The sequence below is a fragment of the Chryseobacterium sp. PET-29 genome, assembly GCF_025736815.1.
GTDB classification, from domain to species: Bacteria; Bacteroidota; Bacteroidia; order Flavobacteriales; family Weeksellaceae; genus Chryseobacterium; species Chryseobacterium nepalense.
Window position 1 is genome coordinate 3765795 of sequence record NZ_CP107053.1, and the last position, 21749, is coordinate 3787543.

Sequence of the window (21749 nt, forward strand, 5' to 3'; positions counted from 1 at the left end):
TTGTAACCTGTTGTTTATCACTTGTTATGGATATTTTTTTTACAATAAATCGATATAGAAAATAACAATTACAAAAAATTGGTATTTATGTAAATTTTAATACGATGATTTAATTAGTTTTTGTTAAAAATGAATTAATTAACAAATATTTATAATTATTTATACTGTATAATTGATTATTTATAAAAAAATGTTAATTTTCATCAATTTTCTTTTGCCATTTTAAGAAAGTTTTTAAACTTTGTTTAGCAAAATTTAATTAGATATGAAGAAACTAACAATGGGTGTACTTGCATCCGTACTGTCATCGTCTTTCGCTATAGCACAGGTACAGCCAAAGAGTGATACAGTTAAAACGCAAGACATCGAAGGTGTGGTGGTAACCGCACTGGGAATCAAAAGAGAAAAAAAATCTTTGGGTTACGCTACCCAGGAAGTCAAAGGTGACGATGTCAACAAAAATCCAACCCCCAATTTTTTAAATAACTTATCTGGCCAGGTTGCTGGTATGGATATCAAACAAAGTACCAACTTTGGAGGTTCCATTAACGTAGTTTTAAGAGGTTTTAAATCTTTTTCAGGAACCAACCAGCCGCTTTTTGTTGTTGACGGTGTTCCGATCATCAATAACAATATCAATACATCAAGCCAGACTACCGGCCGATATGGTGTCGATTACGGAAATGCAGCGTCAGATATTAACCCGAATGATATTGAAACCATTAACGTGCTGAAAGGAGCAGCAGCAGCAGCTCTGTATGGCTCACGGGCAGCAAACGGAGCGATTATCATCACCACTAAAAAGGGTAAGAAAAATCAAAAAGGAATTGGTGTAGAATATTCAAGCTCTATTACCATTTCTTCTATTGATAAAAAAACTTTCCCGGAATATCAGACTGAATATGGACAAGGATATTTTGGAGAAGACGAATGGGGAAGTTATAATGGTGGCCTGCTTGCAGGGTTTGGTAGTGATGCATCTTACGGACCAAAATATGATCCCAATCTGTTAGTATATCAGTATGATTCATTCATCCCGGGTTCTCCTAATTATGGAAAAGCCACACCTTGGACGATGGCCAAAAATGGTCCTTTGTCTTTCTTTAAAAACGGTACGAACTTTACAAACAGTGTTTCCTTAAGCGGGGCAAACGATGTATCAACGTACAGAATCAACTACACCAATCTTGATGCTACGGACATACTGCCAAACAGTTCATTAATAAAAAATAGTTTCGGAGGTAATGCTTCTTACAAAATTTCAGATAAATTAACGGCTTCATTATACGCCAACTATATTACACAGAGAACAAAAGGTAGAAATGATACCGGGTACAATGGGAACGTAATGAGCGGTTTCAGACAATGGTGGCCTACTAATGTTGATATTAAACAGCAGCAGGATTTATACAATATTGCAGAGCAGAACTATACCTGGAATATTACGAGTCCTACCAATCTTGCACCTCAATACTGGGATAACCTTTACTTCCAGCGTTACAAAAATTATCAGACTGATAACAGGGATAGATTCAGCGGAAATGTTTCTTTAAGCTATGACGTCTCAGATGAGCTGAACTTCTTAGTAAGATTAAGCAATGATAGCTATAGTATGACTACGGAAGAAAGAAAATCTAATGGTTCCGTACCTAATATTTTCGGACTTAACATTAATACGGCACAGCCTTCCGGATATAACTTAGGAAACTACAGATTTTCAGAAAGAAACTACGATTTCATCGGAACATATAAAAAAGATCTTACGGATGATTTAAATCTAAATGGAGTTGTAGGTACAAACATCCGCTATAATGCGGCGTACTCTGACGTACATACCACCGTTGGAGGACTGAGTGTGCCGAATTACTTTGATATATCGAATTCAAAAGAAAGACCGCTCAATCAAACCAGTGATACAAGTAAGCAGGTGGTAGGAATATTTGCACAAGCGAGTTTAGGCTTTAAAAATACATATTATATTGAAGGAACCGTAAGAAGAGATCAGACAACAGCTTTGTCAAAAGGCAATAATGTATACTGGTATCCATCTGTTTCGGGAAGTGTGGTGCTTTCAAATTTAATTAAAGCGCCATGGCTTAGCTTTGCGAAAGCTCGTGCCAACTATGCCATCGTTGGAAATGATACAGATGCCAATCAGTTAATTGATACTTACCTGGCAGGATCACCTTTCGGAAGTCAGCCTATTTATCAGTTTAACGGCGTCTTGAAAAATCCGGATTTGGTAGCGGAAAAGTTAAAGAGTATGGAGTTCGGTCTTGAAACTTCCTTCCTGAAAAACAGGATCGGATTTGATGCCACCTGGTATAAAAATGACTCTGAAAATCTGATTTCCAATGTGCTTGTTTCTTATGCATCCGGAACTACATTGCAGAAACAGAATATCGGTAATTTAAGAACTGAAGCTTTCGAGCTTTCATTGCGTGTGACACCAATCAAATCTCAGGATTTCTCATGGAATTTGGTTGCAAACTGGTCTAATCCGAAAACTACCGTTACAGAATTGAAAAATGGTGTGGATAATCTGGCATTGCAGACCAATACTTCACAAGGGGGAGTTACCTTGAACGCACCTCTGGGAGGACTATATGGAACGATTTACGGCTCGGATTTTATCTATGCTCCGGATGGCCAGAAAATAATTGATCCTGATACCGGTGCCTACCTGAAAACAACTACTACCAATAATGATCTGGGAAGCTATCAGGCAAAATGGTTCGGAGGATTGAGAAATACACTTAATTACAAAAATCTTTCTTTAAGCTTCCTGATTGATGTAAAAGAAGGTGGAAACGTATTTTCACTTGACCAGTCTTACGGATATGGAACAGGTTTGTATCCTGATTCAGTAGGGCTGAATGATTTGGGAAATCCTGTAAGAAATACATTGGCCAATGGTGGAGGTGTAATCCTGGCAGGAGTTATTCCGGATCCTAATAATCCCGGACAGTACATCGCGAATAATGTAAGATTAGATAAGTCTTTATCAAGCCAGGTTTTGAATACAGATCCTCCGGCTGCAGCATTTGTATATGATGCAAGTTATGTGAAGCTGAGAGAAGCATCCATCACTTATAATTTATCAAAAGAAGCGTTAGGCTCTAAATTTATACAGGGAATGTCATTTAGTATTATAGGAAGTAATCTTTGGATTATCCATAAAAACTTACCGTATGCTGATCCGGAAGCGGGATTGTCTTCAGGTAACCTTCAGGGATATCAGTCCGGAGTTATGCCTACAACAAGAAACTTCTCATTCAATGTAAAAATCAATTTCTAAAAATGTAAAAATGAAAAAAATCATAATATCTTTATTATTAGGTACACTATTCATCAGTTGCGAGTCTGATGATATAAATTTAGATCCTCACTCGGCATATACTACTATTCCCTCGAGTTTAGTAACAAATGCCCAAAAAGAATTGAGTGACTACGTGAACACGCCAAGTGTTAATGAAAATAATTTTAGGCTTACCATGCAGTACTGGCAGGAAACAACCTATGTGGAAGAAAGCAATTATAACTTTACCAACAGAAATGTTTCGAATCAGATTTACATTGATAATTATGTGAATGTACAGAATAGTTTAGTACAGGCAAAAAAATTAATAAATGACTATCAACCGGTACCTGCTGAAGCCCTTACCTGGCCTACGACCAAAAAAAACCAGCTGGCGATTATAGATATTTTACAGGTATATAGTTACCAGTTATTAGCAGATACATTTGGTAATATTCCTTATTCACAGGCAAATCAGCTGGGTTCAAATGTAGCTCCGGTGTATGACGACGGAGCAGGAGTTTATGCTAATTTAATATCAAGACTTCAGCAGGATATAGCAAATCTTGATGTTACGGGAGGATTAGATTCGGAATCGGATAGTTTTTCTTCAGCAGATATTTATTATTCAGGAAATCTTGCGGCCTGGGAAAAGTTCGGTAATTCACTTCTGCTTAAATTAGGAATTGGCATTGCAGACGCAAATCCTACACTTGCTCAGCAAACAGCTACTACGGCTATTAACAACGGAGTTATGACCTCATCTGCAGACAATTGTTTACTGCAGTATTTAAGCGGATCACCAAATTATAGCCCGATTTACGAAAATGTAAAGGCAAATAACAGAAATGACTTCGTTGGCGGTAAAACATTGGTTGATTATATGAATTCCAATACCGATGCGAGAATAACAAAATATTTTAAACCTGTAGGGTCTACAGGTAATTATATCGGACAGGCAATTGGTCTTCCAGCATCATTTGCGAACTTCTCTGCTCCTGGAGATTTTGCTTATACTCCTACAACGCCGGGAATCCTTATGAGCTATACGGAAGTAGCATTTTACTTGGCAGAGGCCAGTGCACGCTGGGGTATCGGAGGAAGTGCCGCAACCAATTATGCCAATGCGATTACTTCATCCTTTACGGATTGGGGGGTAACATCAAGTGCAGCAGCTTACCTTGCAGCGCACCCGTATAATTCTTCAAACTGGAAGAAATCTATCGGAGAACAGGCTTGGGTAGCCATGTATAATCAGCCTTTAGTTTCCTGGAATACATGGAGAAGACTTGATTTTCCTGCTCTTCAGCCGGCTGCAGCAGCAACAATCAGCAGTGTCCCTTTACGTATGACCTATCCGGCTAGTGAATATCAGACAAACGGTGGCAATGTAAGCGCGGCAGCTTCAGCTATCGGTGGAGATTTATTAACCACTAAAGTTTTCTGGGACAAGTTTTAATTTTAAGCACATTAGTTAACATTCATATTTAATCCGCCTCCGGGCGGTTTTTTTATTTCCGTATATTTGCATTTGAGAATAAGAACGACAGGTTTTTAAATAACAGATAATGAATATTAAAAATATAATAGAAGAAAAACTTCTGGAAATAATCCTCAATGTCTATCAACTGAAAGGAATTATGCTGGAAGTTCAGGAAAATAAAACAGAGTTTGAGGGCGATTTTACCATCGTCACTTTTCCTTTGGTAAAACAACTGAAAAAAAATCCGGAAACCATCGGTACTGAACTGGGACAGGCTTTAACGGAACAAACCGAACTTCTGGAAAGTTTTAATGTTGTGAAAGGATTTCTGAATGTTAAAGTTAAAAATCAATTTTTTATTGATAATTTCAGCGCTTTAGCGGAAAACTTTGACACTGTAGAAAAAAAGGATTCAACAGTAATGGTGGAATATTCATCACCAAATACCAATAAACCGCTTCACCTGGGGCATATCAGAAATAATTTATTAGGCTTTTCTGTTTCTCAGATCCTTGAAGAGGCAGGATATGAAGTGATCAAAACACAGATCATCAATGACAGAGGAATTCATATCTGCAAATCAATGCTGGCATGGGAAAAATTCGGAAACGGTGAAACGCCGGATTCTACCGGCATAAAGGGTGATAAATTCGTAGGAAATTATTACGTTAAATTTGATCAGGAATATAAATTGCAAATTGCAGAGCTTCTGGCTCAGGGAATGTCTGAAGATCAGGCTAAAAAAGAGGCTCCTTTGATGAAAGAAGCTCAACAGATGCTTCTCGATTGGGAGAACGGCAATGAGCATGTAAGAAACCTTTGGAATGAAATGAATTCATGGGTATATAAAGGATTTGCCGATACCTATAAAAGACTGGGAGTAGATTTTGATCAGGTTCAGTACGAAAGCAATACCTATATTTTAGGAAAAGATCTTATTCAGGAAGGATTGGATAAAGGAGTGCTCTATCAGAAAGAGGATGGTTCCGTTTGGTGTGACCTTACGGATGAAGGTCTTGATCAGAAATTATTATTACGTTCAGACGGTACTTCCGTGTATATGACCCAGGATTTGGGTACTGCAGTAGAGCGTTTTAAGCAAAATGATATTCAGAAATTAATTTACACCGTTGGAAACGAACAGGATTATCATTTCCAGGTATTGTTTAAAATCTTAGGAAAACTGGGATATTCATGGGCAGACCAGCTGTACCATTTGTCTTACGGAATGGTTGAGCTTCCGAACGGAAAAATGAAATCCCGTGAAGGAACCGTTGTAGATGCAGATGATCTGATGCAGGAAATGCATAATATCGCAAAATCAGCAGCGGAAGAACTTGGGAAGCTGGAAAACTTAACGGCAGAGGAAAAAGCTGAAAACTACGAAAATGTAGGAATGGGTGCCTTAAAATATTTCATGCTCAAAGTGGATCCGAAGAAAAAAATGCTCTTCAATCCGGAAGAAAGTATTGACTTTAATGGAAATACCGGACCTTTCATTCAGTATACGTACGCCCGTATTCAGTCATTGCTGGCTAAAGCAGATTTTGAGTATAAAGAAGTTCGGAATGTTTCATTGAACGAATATGAAAAGGCATTGGTCATGCAGCTGGCCAATTATAAAGTTGTCGTTCAAAAAGCAGCAGAGGTATTAAGCCCTGCGCTGATCGCCAATTATGTGTATGATCTGGTGAAGACCTACAACTCTTTTTATCAGAGCAATCCTATTATGATTCAGGAAGATGAAAACATAAAGCAGATCAGATTAAATCTGTCTGATCTTACTGCGAAAACAATAAGAAAATCCTTACGCTTGCTGGGAATAGAAACGGTAAACAGAATGTAAGAACATCGTGATTAAAATATAATTATTTTGTTCATGCAATAAATATAAAAAGATGCGCAGGTTTTAGATAAAACCTGCGCGTCTTTTTATTCAGATGGAGTTATCTTCCATAATCTCTTCCGGAAGTTTCCGAAAAGTGTTCTTCACGGGGTTATATCTCGGGATGATTTTTCTTAATCTTACTTTCTTCATACAATTTAGCATCACTCCATTTTGCATGTTTGGAAGGAATGATCCTGAAGCCTCTTTTGAGGGCGTATATTTTGGTAAATTCTGCCCCGAAGAAAATCAACATGCAGGAATAATTGATCCACATCATAATCAGGATTACCGTCCCCGCCGCACCGAATGCCGAGGTTGGTTTTGCCGTTCCGAAATAAAGGCTCAGCAGGAATTTTCCTAATGTAAATAAAACAGTGGTAAGAAAAGCGCCTCTCCATACAGGTTTCCAGCTGATTTCTACATCCGGAAGAACCTTAAACATTAAAGCAAAAAGGATCATTGTGACAACAAACCCGATAATGTAATTGATAAGTTCTACGAGTACATATGTTTCTACACCGAAATAATTGGTAATCCAGTTATTAAGAAGGCTGATCAAAGAAGAAAGAACCATTGTGATCATCAGCAAAAAGCCTAAAATAAGGATCATTCCCAATGAATTGGCCCTGTCCAGAAGAAATTTCACGAACGCTTTTTTAGGAGCGGGCTGCACATCCCAAAGGCTGTTCAGCGAGCGCTGAAGCTGGAAAAATAAGGTAGTGGAACCGAATACCAGAGAGCCGATTCCTATAATTTTCATAAAAATATTTTCCTTATCCACCAGAGCTCCAGCAATCATATCCTGGACACTTTTAGCAGCGTCCTGTCCCATAATACCGCTGATCTGGCTTGTGATCTGCCCGCGTATCGCTTCTTCACCAAAGAAATTACCGGCGATCCAGATAATGATGATGAGCAGACCCGGAATAGAGAAAATAGCATAATATGCCAGGCTCGCAGAGTCATTGGATGCTGAAGATTCGTTCCATTTTTTAAATGTTTCGCGCAGTGCTTCCCAGAAAAATTTTATTCTTTTTATCATGTATAAAAATTTAGAAAGGATACCCGATTGCAATGTTCAGGATAAGATTATCTCTTCTCCAGTTGGAATCGCCGAAATTAATCTTATCAAAAGTCCAGCGGTCGCCCCTTTCATAATAAGGTACTCTCAATGGCATTGCGAGGTCGAGTCTCAGAATTAAAATAGAGAAATCAAGTCTCAGACCAACTCCGGCTCCTACGGCAATTTCACTTAAAAATTCCTTGGAAAACTTGGCACCCGGTCTTTGGGGATCATCATTGATTAACCATATATTTCCCGCATCAGCAAAAACGGCAACATTCAGAAATTTGTATAGATTCGCACGGTATTCAGCATTTAATTCCAGTTTCACATCACCGGACTGATCAAAGTAGAATCCCTCAGGAATGGTTCTGGGATCAAAACTTCCCGGACCCAATGTTCTCGCCCGGAATGCTCTTACACTGTTGCTTCCTCCGGAAAAGAACTGCCTTGAAAAAGGAATGTATTCTGAATTTCCGTAAGGATAGGCAACTCCTGCAATAGCACGGGTCGCAAGAGATGTTTTTTCATTGAATTTATGGTAAAACCTGAAGTCGTTCTCAATTTTGGCGTACTGACTGAATGGGACTCCAAAAATACTTTTCTCTTTATCTTTTTTAACATTCGCCCCTGTCAGAAGGCCTGTAATATTTCCTGCAAGATCAAGGGTTCCTTTATAATAAACCGTATTGGCCTTCGGCAACATGGTGTTGGTATAAGTGTAGGAATAAGTAGGCCCGAAAATCAGCTGTTTTTCAACAACTCTTTGCATTGCATCATTACCTGCCGAGCGCTCTCTATATAAAGGCGTAACATTGGCCGGAGAAACATAGGTAATGTCCAGGATTTTCAGGTCATGTTCTTTTCTTGCATTTTCTTTCCATACGTAGCCGAAGGAACCGCTGAAGGTATTGAGCGTGTAATATTCCGTACGGTTCTGGAATTCATAACCCAGCGTGATATTCGTTCTCGGGACAAATGCACTGGAAGAATTAAATCTGAATGGCGCCACAATTCTCGGGATGGAAAGCTGCACATTCGATCCTGCCCTGAAAATATTTTTGGCATTTTCCGGTCCGCCAATCTGCACATCAAATGCACCATACACAGATGCCTTGAACTGTTCCGCACCTCTGAAAAAGTTCCTGTGGGTCCAGTTCAGATTGAGCTCACTTCCCGCATAGTTGGCGGAATTGGTTCTTCCTAATGCTTCCAGGCGGAGCGACTGCAATTCGCGCGGAGTTAATAAATAATAGGCATCAAATTTATGCTGCAAAGAATCTGAAACAACAAATTCATTTTTTACAAATTTAAATACCCCTAAACTGATCAGTCTGTTCAACGTAAGATTATGATTGGTACGGTTGTAAAGGTCTCCTCTTTTAAAATACAGAGCCCTGTCAAAAATTTTGGGTTTGAATTTATGTTCAGGATCGATCACATAGATGTCTTCATGAGCGTACTTCTGAAGGGAATCCGGATTCATAGGGACGCTGTATTTCCCTTCTTTCACGTCCCGGATATTATAATTCGGGAAAACAACTACTTTGTCTATACTGAACTGTTGGGTGGAAAGATCCGGAGTGTTGTCTTTCAGCTTTACATTCAGTTCCACCTTGTGGTTTTTACTTACCGTACTGTCTGCCTGAACAATAATATTGTCGGGATGAAAGTAATAAAAACCGCGTTCCTTCAGGCCGTTGTCAATGCGTTCCCTTTCGGATTTGATAACGTCAAGATCAAAAGGCTGTCCTTTTTTCAGTAACGTTTTACCGGTAAGATTCTGAATTTCCTGATTAACCAGTGTTGAATCCTGCTGAAATTTCACATCGCTGATAAGATATCTTGCTCCCGGCCGTAAAGTGTAAATTACTTTTGCTTTCCTGTTATGGGACACCGTATCATAAGTAGCTTTAGCATTAAAATATCCTTGGTTTTCAGAATAATTTTCGATGATGTCTTTATTGAATTCACGGTCTACATCACCAAGCAGTACAGGTTTTTCACCCACTTTATATTTCAGCCAGTAATTGAATCCTTTTTCTTTTTTAGGCTCTTTGGCAATATTATAAAAGAAAAGTTTTGGCCTTAATCCTAAAAAACTGGAATTGGGTTTGGGAGTAAGATTGGCTTCCAGGGCAGATTTAAGATCTTTTTTCTCTTTTTTGGAAACCGTATCATTTTCAATGTTGATTTCTGCTCCCGTATAAAGCATTTCGCCATCCTTCAGGTATCTCGTATTGCAGGAAACCGCAACAGAAGCCATTCCGAATGTGATGATATATTTGAAATAGGTCTGATAATTTTTTTTCATTTATTTAAATTCTACAACTTGGTTTTGGTTATTTTTTCTCGTTACCTTCTGCTTTTTATCCTTTCCCGATCTTTTGAAAATATCCCGGAATTTGTCATAATCCAGCGTAATGATAAACCCTAATCCTGTTTCCACAATCTGTCCCTGAAGTGCTACCTGATATTCGTTCTTACGATATGCCCGAAGCATATATCTTCCGTCTTTGGATAAACTGTAATCTACCGTAACATCTCCTGCGATGTTGGTCATGTTTTCATTCTGGCGCGCTTCCCCTTCCAGCCCGAAATTACTGCCTACGGAAACCTTCAGGCGGTCATTCAGGAGTTTTTTACTGATGTCTACGTTCAGGTCGGTTCTGGTGTTCTGGGTTCCTGTGGAATAATCTTCTGAGGATTCCAGGTCGAAATTAAGATCAACTCCTTTGATAAGATCAGAAGCAAGATTATTCAGTTGCTGGGAAAGAATTTTACTCACACTTTGTCTTGCCATCATTTCTCCGGAAAGTCCGGCTCCGGATTCAAAAGGATTTTCACCAATAAACCTGTTCAATAACAATAAAGCAAAAACCTGCTTATTCATTTCAGATTCCTGGGTTCTCAGCTGTGCCAGCTTCTGGTCTACGATATCGGTGACATTGGAAGAAACAGCGTTGTTTTTCTCATCGGTAGTAATATCGAATGTAATAACAGGTTTCAGCAATTCACCCTGCATTTTCAATAAGGTATTGAAAGGGATTCTTTGCTTAAACTGATTCAGTGTTGATGCTTCTTCGCCGCTGATTTGCTGTTCTACAAGATCAATAGGGGCAGCTTCCGTTTTATAGACGGCTGTAATATCAAGAGTGGCAGTGGTCGGTTCCCCGGTCCAGGTAATGGTACTTCCTTTCTGGATATCGAATTTTCTCTTTAAGACACTTACAGACATTTCATAACTTCCGGATTCCACTTCATAAACGCCTACTAAAGTTGTTTTCCCTGAAGGATCAATTCCGCCCGTAAGCTCTGCTTCCCCCTGAAGTTTTACGAAATCTCCGTTTGCTTTATCAATCAGCAATGAAAGTTTCGCTTCTTTGCTCAGCTCAATATTGACGTTTACATCCATTCCTTTAATTCTGCTTTGGGAATCTAAAGAATCTGCCTTGATGGTTTTATTTAGAGCAACCTGATCCTGATCAATGAATTCAACAATGCCTTCTCTTTCCTGTAAAGTGGGAGATGACTGCGGAAGGACAAAAGTGAAATCAGTATTGTCTGCAACGGCTAATCTTCCGTCAACTTTCGGCAGATCCAGATTTCCGCGAACCTGCAATGCAGCGTCTATGGAAAGAACGCCGTACATTATCGCTTCATTGGATTTTTCTGAATTCACCACCTTGAAATCTTTGGCATTCAGATCAAGATTGAAGGCAAAATCTCTGTACGTCTGGGTAAGAACCTGTCCGTCAATATTCATAGAATTTCCGTCTCTGTCCTTAATTTTGAAATTGTTGAATTCAATTCCTCGGCTCGTAAAATCAATTTCATCATCAAGATTCCTGAAGTCACTTCCTGTTTTCGCAATTTCGAGTCCTGCATCGTTGAATTTTACTTTACCTAAAATATTCGGTTGAGCAGTTGTTCCGGTGATTTTCAGATTTCCTGAAATATAACCTTCCGTATTGGTGATGGCGTTCATCGAAAAGCCCTGTACAGATTTCATCTGAAGCTGGTTGATGGCCATATTAAGGTCAAACGTGCTTGAAGAAGTGTTATAATCTCCGACAATTTTTACGTCATTATTATTTCCGGAAAGGGCAATATCCGCATTTAATATTTTAGGCGAAGTATTATTAACTTTCACAGCAAGATTTCCTACAGGGTTTTCGTAAACAATAAGATCTGAGATATTTAAATCTGAAGTGAACGTCATGTTTTTGGTAAGATTCCGTAATTGGGCAGTTCCGTTGATATTTCCTCTTGCCAGTAAGGTGTCTTTTTTAATAAGTTCGGTAAGAGTCTCTATCTTAAAATCTTTTAGCGAAACATTCAGGGGCGCGTTGGGAGACTGGCTTTCAGATTGTAATAAAATTTCACTGCCTCCGTTCGACAGCCTGAAATTATCAGCCAGAATACCTCCGCTGCTGATCTGTATTTTATTTCCTTCCGCTACAGTCCAATCGGTATAATTGAGTTTTAATCCATTCGGGTTAAGCGAAATTTCTGTGATATCATTCATCGATTTTGCATTCCCAGCAATCAGGAATTGCGTTTCATCTTTCGCATCTTTTGTGGTAATATTATAATTGATGATATTTTGCGCAATATCTCCTCCAATATTTACTTTATTTAAAGCAAAGCTTGAGCTCTTTAATGCGGCAACATTCAGATTATATTGTAAAGCCTGATTTTCATTAGTTACCTGAAGGCTCGCATTTTCAATAGAATTTTCACCGTATAAAACCTGCGGAATCTGCCCGTCAATTTCTATTTTCTGGGAATCAGCATCGTAATTTCCTGTAATATTGATGGTTTCAAAACTTTTCAGCTCCGGTACAAATTTTCTGATGAGATCATCATTTTTAATTTTAGCATTAAAAGTAAAAAACTGTCCCGCTTCGATCTTTTCATTTTTCGCCGGTTTCTGAAACTGGTAATATTGGTTGATTGTCTGGCTTAGAGCTCCGAATATTTGGGTAAGCCTGTATTTCCCTCTCAGTTCTACATCCGCAATCTGCGAATTGAAAATGATGTTGGTAGAATCAGCAGTTGATGATGCTTTTAAGTTGATTTCCTGAACAGGATAAATTTCTTTGGTGTCCGAGAAAGCAAAATCTTTTAAATTCAGATATCCATTTAGGTGGTCCGGATCTAAATTGGTGAAATCTCCGTCTATTTTCCCTGCGAGAATCATCTGGTCTTTATAGAATCCGAGTTTATTAAGATCGAGTTTCAATATATTTCCGTTTACTTTTACCGTAGGATTTTTTTCGTTATACACTCCGGATGCCGTAAGCTGCATGTTGGCATTAGGATCTTTGGAATTTAAAACAATATTGTAAACGCCACGTCGTATTTTTCCGGTAAGATTCATATTCTGATAGCGGTAACCTTTGTACACTGCGGATGCAACATGTCCTCTCAGGTCTGCATTGGCATTTTTGAAATCGAAGCTTTCTCCTTTCGCATAAATCTGTGCAGAGACAGAACCGATGTCCTTGTTTTTAATAATTCTTCCGATCTGTAATCCCTGAAGATTGGCTTTTACATCATACAGTTCGCGGTTTTTCCTGCGCATATCCACTTTAGCTACAATGGATGCATTTCCTGAAGTAGAGTAGAGGTTAAGGTTGGCATCTACAATTCTAGTTGTGCCTTTTGCCGTTCCTTTAATACTCATATTGGAAGGCAGGGCAATATTGGAAGGTATCGTGTTTTTTGGAACCAGATTGTAAATCGTTCTCGCTGAAGAAGACAATTCCGCAATTCTCAGATCGTAATATAAATTGTCGGGATTGGTAGCGTTTTTAATTCTTCCTGATGCTGCTACTCTCAGCTGATCAATACCTGATACTTTAAGATTGTTGATCAGAAGGTCATTTACATTTCCTTTTACGTTGGCATTAACATTTAACACAGCATTTGGGTATCTGTTAAATGGTGCGGTATTTCTGAGGTTCGGCGCAAGGTTCAGGATATCTGCAAAACCTACTTTTGAATCTTTGATATTTGCTGAAATTTTAACAGCTCCAAGATTTGAAGAGAGCTGTTCGATAGAATTATAATTTAAAACCACCTCATCACGCAAAATTGTTCTTGACGTTTCCAGGTAAAGATCTTTTAAATAAGCTTCTTTTTCATTGTAGACAAAATCGGTATTGAATTCCCGGATATCTAATCCTCTTGCTTCCTGAATTTCAGCAGAATTTACCGATCCGGCAAACGTATTGTTCTGCATTTTGAATTTTCTCACCTCCACATTAAGCTTTGAAAAATTCAGGTGGTTAAAATCCATGCCCTGTCTTGTAGGAGCGATTGCAGTATTGTTATAAGCAACTTTTACGTCATTAAGAACAAGCTTTCCCAACAAAAGACTAAGTGCTTTCTGCTGTTCGGACGTTTTAGGATCTTTAGATTCATCATTTTTGGGATTAGCATTATTAGCCGGAAGATAAAGATTGGCATTGATGTTGGCTCCGGAAAGAAATACATTGTCAACATCATAAGCGTTATTTTCAAGATCAAGTCTGTTTACTCTTGTGCTGAGCTCTTTAAATAAAACTTTAGCGAAAGTTCTGGTATTGTCGTCCCCGTAATCAATATCGAAATTGGTGAGTTTTATACCTTTCAATCCAAGCTGCATCGGCTTTTTATTGTTGAGAGAATCTACTTTTTTTTCAACTTTTTTGGAAACTTCTTCTACGAGATCTTGCTTGAGTTTAAGTTTCAGCCCGTCCAGATTAATATCATTAACGGCATAAGAATTGTTCTGAAGATCAAAAGTTTTCACCCTTGTATCAAAAGATTTGAAATAAACTTTGATATCATTACGCGACTGCTGATCATTAAACGTAACACCAATATCTTTAAGTTTGATTTTATCTAATGAAATAATAAAAGGTTTTGAAGGACTTTCTTCTTTGTCTGTTGTAGCAAAGGCATCGAGGATATAATCGAAATTGAATGTTCCGTCCGGTTTTCTCACGACATTCGCGCGGGCTCCTTCGAGGTCAACGGATGTAATGTCTGCAGTAGAACTGATCAGTTTGATCATATTCAGCCCTACGTCAAGCTTTTTTACTGCCAGAAGAGTATCGATATTCTGACCTTTTAAATAAAGGTTTTCCATCACAAGACTGTTAGGAAATCCTATGTATACTCTTTCCAGGCTTACTTTGGTTTTGATTTTCTTTTCTAGGTAAACAACCAGTTTGTCTTTAACAAAGTTCTGAACGGCGGGAAGTCTTAAGCTAAGGATTAGTAACACAATGAATACCAAAATGGATATAATGGTAATAACAAAACGCCGAAAGAGTTTTCTTTTGTTGATTTTCAGTTTCAAGAGTGATTGGGTTTAAAACAAATATAGCAATACTTATCGTACTGCTCATCTGTTGTGGTACCCTTTGCGTATGCAAAAATCCTGCCTTGACTGCCAATCTAATGGAATTTAGTTTAGTTGAGTGTCAAGTGAATAGTTGATGCTGACAGTCAAAGCCTGGATTTTGTGTTTATAAAAAGCCCCTTTTTTCATTTTCTTTACTGAAAAGGTTTAGCAAAAATGAATTTATAAATGTTAGTTTAGTTATTCAAAAAGGGGCTTGGCATGGTTTAAGATAATATGTTGAGATTAAAAGTTTTTAATCATTTCCGTTTTCCCATTGTACTTCCTGGCCCTGAGGAGCTGCACCTCCCTGCGCTGGTGTGATGGAAGCGGTCTCCTGGTTGATGTGATAAATGTACGCTGCTATTTTTTCGGCATCTCTTCCGGTGATGGTTCCTTCTTTGATTAAAGGCCGCATCGTGGGATTATTCGGTGATCCATTTTCAAGCATCCAGAACACATTTTTAAACAGGCTTTTTTCTTTCACGTTGATCCAGTATTTATCAGTAAGGTTCGGACCGATACCTCCTTTTGCCCCTTCTCCGTGGCAGGTTGCACAGTTGGTTTTAAAGAGTTCCTGGCCTTCGGTTACATTATCTGCACTGTATTTTGCGGACTCAAGGTTAATTTGCGGAGCTGTTTTTTCATATTCAGCAATGGACGCAAGCATGGTTTTGGTTTCATGATTTAATTCTGCTTCGGGGTGCGCATATTCGGTGAACGAAAACGCTGTAAGATACACGGCACAGAAAATACATCCGAACCAGAAAAGCCCGATCCACCATTTTGGGAGCGCGTTGTCAAGTTCTGTAATCCCATCAAATCCATGATCGATAAGAATATCTTTCTCCTCTGTAGCAGACTGTTTTTTGAAAGCCGAATTCCATAGTTTCTGAAAATAGGGTGTGCTTTTTTCTTTGATATATAAAGCCTTTTCTTCATCCGAAAGTCTGCTGAAATTCTGATTTTCGATGAGGTCGCCGATAGAATTCATAATCAGCAGCAGGATAATGGCAATCAGCATCAGCCCCCAGAAAAAAGGAGAAGAAAAATATCCTGAATCATGAGCGAACATTTCGAATGCCATGATTGTCAAACCTATGGTTACAATAATGTATACTGAAATTGGAGTTCTTGTTTTCATTGCTAATCAATTTTAATTATCTGCACTTGCGGTTTGGATCTGAGTGGTTTTAATATCTGTTCCGAGTCTCTGCAGATAGGCAATCATGGCTACGATTTCCCTTTCTTCAAGCGGAACGAAAGAAGATCCTTTTGCCATTCTGTCTTTTTCTACCTGCTGCTTCACATCAGCTGCCTCGGAATAAATTCTTTTAACGATACCTTTTGCCTGGTTATCTGCCCACTGATTGGCGGAATCTATTTCAGCTTTTGTATAAGGAACATCGAAATAATTTTTCATCAGCTTCATTTTATCTACCATCTGTTTTTTATCCAATTTGTTGGTAATCAGCCATGGGAAACGCGGCATAATAGAACCTGCTGAAGTAATTCTTGGGTTGTACATATGTTTAAAGTGCCATGAATCAGGGTTTCTTCCGCCTTCTCTGTGAAGATCCGGTCCGGTTCGTTTTGATCCCCAAAGGAATGGTCTGTCGTATACAAACTCTCCCGCTTTGGAATACTGTCCGTTTTTACCTTCAAATCGTACGATTTCATCACGGAACGGTCTGATCATCTGGGAGTGGCAGGCGTTACACCCTTCTCGAATATATAAATCTCTTCCTTCCAGTTCCAGTGGAGAATAAGGTTTTACGGCAGTAATGGTTGGTACACTTTGTTTTAATGTTAATGTAGGAATGATTTCCACCAGGCCACCGATTGCAACGGTAATAAATGCCAGTATGGCCATAATTCTCGGAGTTCTTTCTATCCAAAGGTGTAGTCCTTCGCCTTCTTTTCTTGCGCTTCCTATATTTGCTAAAGCTGGTGCTTCTGCAGGAACATCTTTCTGGAATGAACCGGCTTTGATCGTTTTGATTACGTTGACAACCATTAAGATGGCCCCTGAGATATAAAACAAACCTCCTAAAAACCTCATTTTATAATAAGGAATAATTGCCGTTACGGTATCCAGCCAGTTTTTCCATACCAAGGTTCCGTCCGGGTTGAACTGCTTCCACATTAATCCTTGAGTAAATCCGGAGATATACATTGGTACTGCATAGAAAATAATTCCTAAAGTTCCCAGCCAGAAGTGCAAGTTGGCCAGTTTTTTAGACCAAAGCGGAGTTCTCCACATCACCGGAATCAGGTAATAGACAATTCCGAATGCCATGAAACCGTTCCATCCCAAAGCCCCGATATGTACGTGACCGATTACCCAGTCGGTGTAGTGTCCTATTTTATTTAAAGATTTTGTAGCTAATAATGGTCCCTCAAACGTTGCCATACCGTAGCAGGTTACTGCAACAACGAAGAATTTAAGAATAGGATTTTCTCTTACTTTATCCCAAGCTCCTCTCAAAGTTAGTAATCCGTTCAGCATACCTCCCCAGGATGGTGCAATAAGCATAATAGAGAAACCTGTTCCCACCGCTTGTGCCCAAGCCGGTAAAGCGGTATATTGAAGGTGGTGAGGGCCTGCCCAAAGATAAACGAAGATCAATGACCAGAAGTGAATAATTGATAATTTATAGGAGAATACCGGTCTGTCCGCCGCTTTAGGTAAGAAATAATACATTAAACCTAAAACAGGAGTTGTCAGTACAAATGCAACCGCATTGTGACCATACCACCACTGTACCAAGGCATCTTTAGCTCCTGCATAAATAGAATATGATTTCCATGAAGTAAATGACAATGGTACTTCAAGATTATTGAAAATGTGCAGCATCGCTACGGCAATCCAGGTCCCCAGATAAAACCAGATGGCTACGTAAAGGTGTCTTACCCTTCTTTTGGCGATGGTTCCGAACATATTAATTCCGAAAATCACCCATGAGATGGTAATTAAAATATCAATAGGCCATTCGTGTTCTGCATATTCTTTAGAAGTATTGATCCCCATCAGGAAAGTAATAACTACTGAAACAATCATGATCTGCCATGTCCAGAAATGCAGCCAGGACAGGGTGTCACTGTACATTCTTGTTTTCAGCAAACGCTGCATGCTGTAATATGCTCCACAGAAAAAAGAATTACATACAAAAGCAAAAATAACAGCGCTTGTATGCAGCATTCTGATTCTTCCGAAGCCCAAAGCTCCCTGTGTATTTATTAACCCCTGAATATTTCCTGAAGCCAGACTTTTAATGGTGCTGTCATCTGTTCCAAATAAAAACTCCGGAAGTTCGGGGTAAAAAAGCATAAGTGCAGCGGTAAGACCAAGTAAAAAACCTACCAGACCGAATGCAATTGTAGCATAGAGAAATGCTCTGACAATATTATTGTCATAATTAAATTTTTGCGTCTCCATAATTCCTAAGGTGTTGTCCTGAAGTGATAATCTTTATTTTAAAACAAAAGTTTTACTGTAAATTTTTAACCTAAGTCTTAATAAATAAAAATATCATGTAGCGTAATAATGTTTTGCCAAAGGTATTCACTAACTTTGTCTAAGGCTAATAGATATCCTTCTAAAATATACCGAAAACTACTAAAACGGCATGGCATGAAAATATGTGGTCAAAACATAAGGAAAATCCGAAGGAGTAAGGATTTAACACAAGAATATATGGCTTTTGAGATGGGAATATCGCAGAAAGCGTATTCTGATATTGAAAATTCAAAAGTAAAAATCAATCTGGAAATTCTTACGAAAATATCCGACATTTTAGGCATAAAACCTTCCGAGATTTGCAGTATTTCCGATAAGTGCGGAACCAATGATTACGAAGAAAAATATAACGGACTTTTGGAATACATGAAGAAAAAGGGAATATCTATTCCCGAAGATCTTTGATAAACTATAACTAATTAATTTTAAAATGAATTTAAGAAGAGCGGGAGTTGTTCTGTTAGGTGCTTTGGCAATATCAATTGTAATATTTTTTATTGATATCAATTTTTATAATGATTATGATTTTACCAAAGATAATGTAAACGAAATTCTATTTTGGTCGTTTGTAAGAGGATTGGTAATCTCTGTTGCTGTTAATATTGGAAATTATTACCGGTCGGTTCAGAAAAAATAATATTTGATTTTTGTAAATATATAAATCACTTTAGTTCTTTAATTGAACCATTATAACGATAAAACAAAAACAGGAAAAATGATAAACATTTCTCCTGTTATGTAGACTCACAGGGATTCGAACCCCAGATGACTGAACCAAAATCAGTAGTGTTACCGCTACACCATGAGTCTTTCTCTGTTTGAGTGGTGCAAATTTACAGCTTTTTTCATTATTTGCAAGAACTTTTTCAAGTTTTTTTTAAATTTACACTTCCTTTATTTATGATCATTATGATGATAGACTTCAAAAATCTCAATCTGAGCCATTTACCTTCCGAAACCGAATTTGAAAAGAAAGTTAATGCTTTTTTAGAAGAATGGTTTTCTGATAAAAAAACGGTGTCGGTACAGACTTCCGGATCTACGGGAACTCCTAAGATTTTTGAAATTGAGAAAAGAAAAATGATGGCCTCCGCAGAAATGACCTGTAATTTTTTAGGATTAAAGGTTGGAGATAAAGCTTTACTATGTCTACCGGTTGAATACATCTCCGGGAAAATGATGATTGTTCGGTCTGTTGTCAAAAATTTAATACTTAAGGTTACAGCACCTTCTGTACAACCTTTGCAGAATATCAATGAAAAAATAGATTTCTGTGCCATGACACCGCTGCAGGTTGAAAATTCATTGGAGCATCTGTATTGGATAAAGAATGTAATTATTGGTGGAGCGGCTGTGTCGGAAGGTTTAAAAGATAAAATTTTCAAAACACTCGGATCAAAAAGTACTCAACGGGTTTTTGAAACTTACGGAATGTCAGAAACACTTTCCCATATCGCTCTGAAACAGATTTATCCGGTTTCAGAATCTTTTTTCACTGCTTTTGAAAATGTTGATATTTCCACGGATGAAAGAGGATGTTTAAGAATTTTTGCACCACATCTTACGACAGAAGTATTGCAGACTAACGATTTAGTCGAAATTAAAAATAATAACCAGTTCAGGTTTTTAGGAAGAATTGACAATGTAATTAATTCAGGAGGCGCTAAAATTTTTCTGGAACAGCTGGAAGCTTTAGTAAAGAAAGAAATCCCGAATGAAGCAGTTTTTATAGGAAGGAAAGATGAGAGTTTAGGACAAAAATTGATACTCATTATCGAAGGACAAAAATCTAAGGAAATTATTGATAAAATTTCAAAAATACCTTTTGAAAAAAGTTATCACAGGCCAAAAGAAATTATTTTTACAGTAAAAATTCCGAGAACGCCAAATGGGAAGGTTAACAGGATAGAATTAAAAAGCATACTGTAGCCGATTAACGCATACGATAAATTATGAAAGATTTTTCAAAAGAACTTGTTTTTAAAACTTCCCGCAGCAGCGGGGCAGGAGGGCAAAACGTTAATAAAGTGGAAACCTCTGTAACGGTTCTCTGGAAAGTTTCCGATTCGGGATTTTTTAATGACGAACAGAAAGATCGCATTCATCATAAACTGAACAACAGAATCAATGCCGAAGGTTTTCTGTTTTTAACGGTATCTGAAACCAGAACCCAGCTGATGAATAAAACCAGAGCCATCGAAAAAATTCTCGAGCTTGTAAACCAAGCGCTGATTATTCCAAAAAAGCGGCTCGCTACAAAACCTTCAAAATCACAAAAACAAAAACGGCTGGACACCAAAAAGAAACTGTCTGATAAAAAAGAGAACCGGAAATTCAGGTATTAACTCAACTGCTGTTGTAGTTTGACTGCGAAGGGTGTTAAATTTTTCTTTTCTATGGGATAATTCACCTTAATACTATATTTTTGCGCCCAAAATAGTAAACTAATGATCAGAAAACTTTTTGCAGCCGCATTCATTTCTATATCGGTGCTTTCATCTGCACAGAAATTTTCAATTATTCCATCGGTAGGATATGCCTGGAGAACAGCTAAAACGGTTTCGGGACTTTCCAGAGAGGAAGAAGAATACGTAAAAGGATTAAAAAGCGGAATGAATTTCGATATTTCTGCATACTATCAGATAAATCCTATTGTATCTGTCGGGTTAAAATATTCCAACTTCAGCGCTTCCAGTGACGGATATATTTTAGGGTATGTGAATAATATGCCTGTCTCGCTTCCCGTAACGACAAAAGATCAGATCAATTTTTTCGGTCCTGCTGTTATGATTTCCAATTTTACTGAGCAGACCAGGCATAAAATGTTCGTTGATGTAGGTTTGGGTGTAATTTCGTACAGCACTAAAACGGCAAATGTGAAAGGAACAGGATCTAATTTAGGAGCCGAACTTAATTTTGCTTACCAGTACCAGATCACAAAAAATATTCTGATTGGGCCAAAACTCGGACTTACAGCAGGAACGCTTAATAAAATGAAAATTAACGGTGTTACCTATGATTTTGGCGAAGACCAAAAAGAAGGTTTACACAGAGTTTCTTTGAGTGCAGCTGCTACATTCCGTTTTTAAGTTTTATCTTTGCAA

13 protein-coding genes and 1 tRNA gene are annotated in these 21749 nt (G+C 38.1%); 8 read left to right on the forward strand and 6 right to left on the reverse strand.

Annotated features, from left to right (window positions below):
• Positions 1–265: 265 nt before the first annotated feature.
• The 3 genes from ODE14_RS17130 to argS all read left to right on the forward strand — a co-directional run bounded on the left by ODE14_RS17130 (position 266) and on the right by argS (position 6627).
• Positions 266–3298 carry a SusC/RagA family TonB-linked outer membrane protein gene (locus ODE14_RS17130; protein ID WP_263602281.1) on the forward strand — a complete coding sequence of 1011 codons (3033 nt, stop codon included), beginning with the start codon at positions 266–268 and terminating at the stop codon, positions 3296–3298.
• 10 nt (positions 3299–3308) lie between these two features.
• Positions 3309–4757 carry a SusD/RagB family nutrient-binding outer membrane lipoprotein gene (locus ODE14_RS17135; RefSeq protein WP_263602282.1) on the forward strand — a complete coding sequence of 483 codons (1449 nt, stop codon included), beginning with the start codon at positions 3309–3311 and terminating at the stop codon, positions 4755–4757.
• Positions 4758–4866: 109 nt separating this feature from the next.
• On the forward strand, positions 4867–6627 hold the full coding sequence (gene argS, locus ODE14_RS17140) for an arginine--tRNA ligase (protein WP_263602283.1): 1761 nt from the start codon (positions 4867–4869) through the stop codon (positions 6625–6627).
• A 151-nt stretch (positions 6628–6778) separates the two neighbouring features.
• Here the strand turns inward: argS and ODE14_RS17145 are convergent, their stop codons facing one another.
• From ODE14_RS17145 to ccoN, 5 genes are all read right to left on the reverse strand, one after another.
• Positions 6779–7711: a YihY/virulence factor BrkB family protein gene (locus ODE14_RS17145; RefSeq protein WP_263602284.1), complete on the reverse strand. Its 933-nt coding sequence runs from the start codon at positions 7709–7711 to the stop codon at positions 6779–6781.
• 10 nt (positions 7712–7721) lie between these two features.
• On the reverse strand, positions 7722–10046 hold the full coding sequence (locus ODE14_RS17150; protein WP_263602285.1) for a BamA/TamA family outer membrane protein: 2325 nt from the start codon (positions 10044–10046) through the stop codon (positions 7722–7724).
• On the reverse strand, positions 10047–15083 hold the full coding sequence (locus ODE14_RS17155; RefSeq protein WP_263602286.1) for a translocation/assembly module TamB: 5037 nt from the start codon (positions 15081–15083) through the stop codon (positions 10047–10049).
• Positions 15084–15381: 298 nt separating this feature from the next.
• On the reverse strand, positions 15382–16269 hold the full coding sequence (locus tag ODE14_RS17160) for a cbb3-type cytochrome c oxidase N-terminal domain-containing protein (protein WP_248394903.1): 888 nt from the start codon (positions 16267–16269) through the stop codon (positions 15382–15384).
• Positions 16270–16281: 12 nt separating this feature from the next.
• Positions 16282–18564, reverse strand: a complete 2283-nt coding sequence (ccoN, locus tag ODE14_RS17165; RefSeq protein WP_263602287.1) for a cytochrome-c oxidase, cbb3-type subunit I — start codon at positions 18562–18564, stop codon at positions 16282–16284.
• 195 nt (positions 18565–18759) lie between these two features.
• Here ccoN and ODE14_RS17170 point away from each other — a divergent pair, with 195 nt between their 5' ends.
• Together ODE14_RS17170 and ODE14_RS17175 are read left to right on the forward strand one after the other, a co-directional pair.
• Complete coding sequence (locus tag ODE14_RS17170; protein WP_248394901.1) at positions 18760–19050, forward strand: helix-turn-helix domain-containing protein; 291 nt, start codon at positions 18760–18762, stop codon at positions 19048–19050.
• Positions 19051–19075: 25 nt separating this feature from the next.
• Positions 19076–19282, forward strand: a complete 207-nt coding sequence (locus tag ODE14_RS17175) for a hypothetical protein (protein ID WP_248394900.1) — start codon at positions 19076–19078, stop codon at positions 19280–19282.
• 102 nt (positions 19283–19384) lie between these two features.
• Here the strand turns inward: ODE14_RS17175 and ODE14_RS17180 are convergent.
• A tRNA-Gln gene (locus ODE14_RS17180) sits at positions 19385–19455 on the reverse strand.
• A gap of 99 nt (positions 19456–19554) precedes the next feature.
• Between ODE14_RS17180 and ODE14_RS17185 the strand changes: the two genes are divergently transcribed.
• The 3 genes from ODE14_RS17185 (at position 19555) to ODE14_RS17195 (ending at position 21734) form a co-directional block, all read left to right on the forward strand.
• On the forward strand, positions 19555–20574 hold the full coding sequence (locus ODE14_RS17185; protein ID WP_263602288.1) for an AMP-binding protein: 1020 nt from the start codon (positions 19555–19557) through the stop codon (positions 20572–20574).
• A gap of 23 nt (positions 20575–20597) precedes the next feature.
• Positions 20598–20990, forward strand: coding sequence for an alternative ribosome rescue aminoacyl-tRNA hydrolase ArfB (gene arfB, locus ODE14_RS17190; RefSeq protein WP_263602289.1), 393 nt, complete (start codon positions 20598–20600; stop codon positions 20988–20990).
• A gap of 102 nt (positions 20991–21092) precedes the next feature.
• On the forward strand, positions 21093–21734 hold the full coding sequence (locus tag ODE14_RS17195; RefSeq protein ID WP_263602290.1) for a hypothetical protein: 642 nt from the start codon (positions 21093–21095) through the stop codon (positions 21732–21734).
• Positions 21735–21749: the final 15 nt, after the last annotated feature.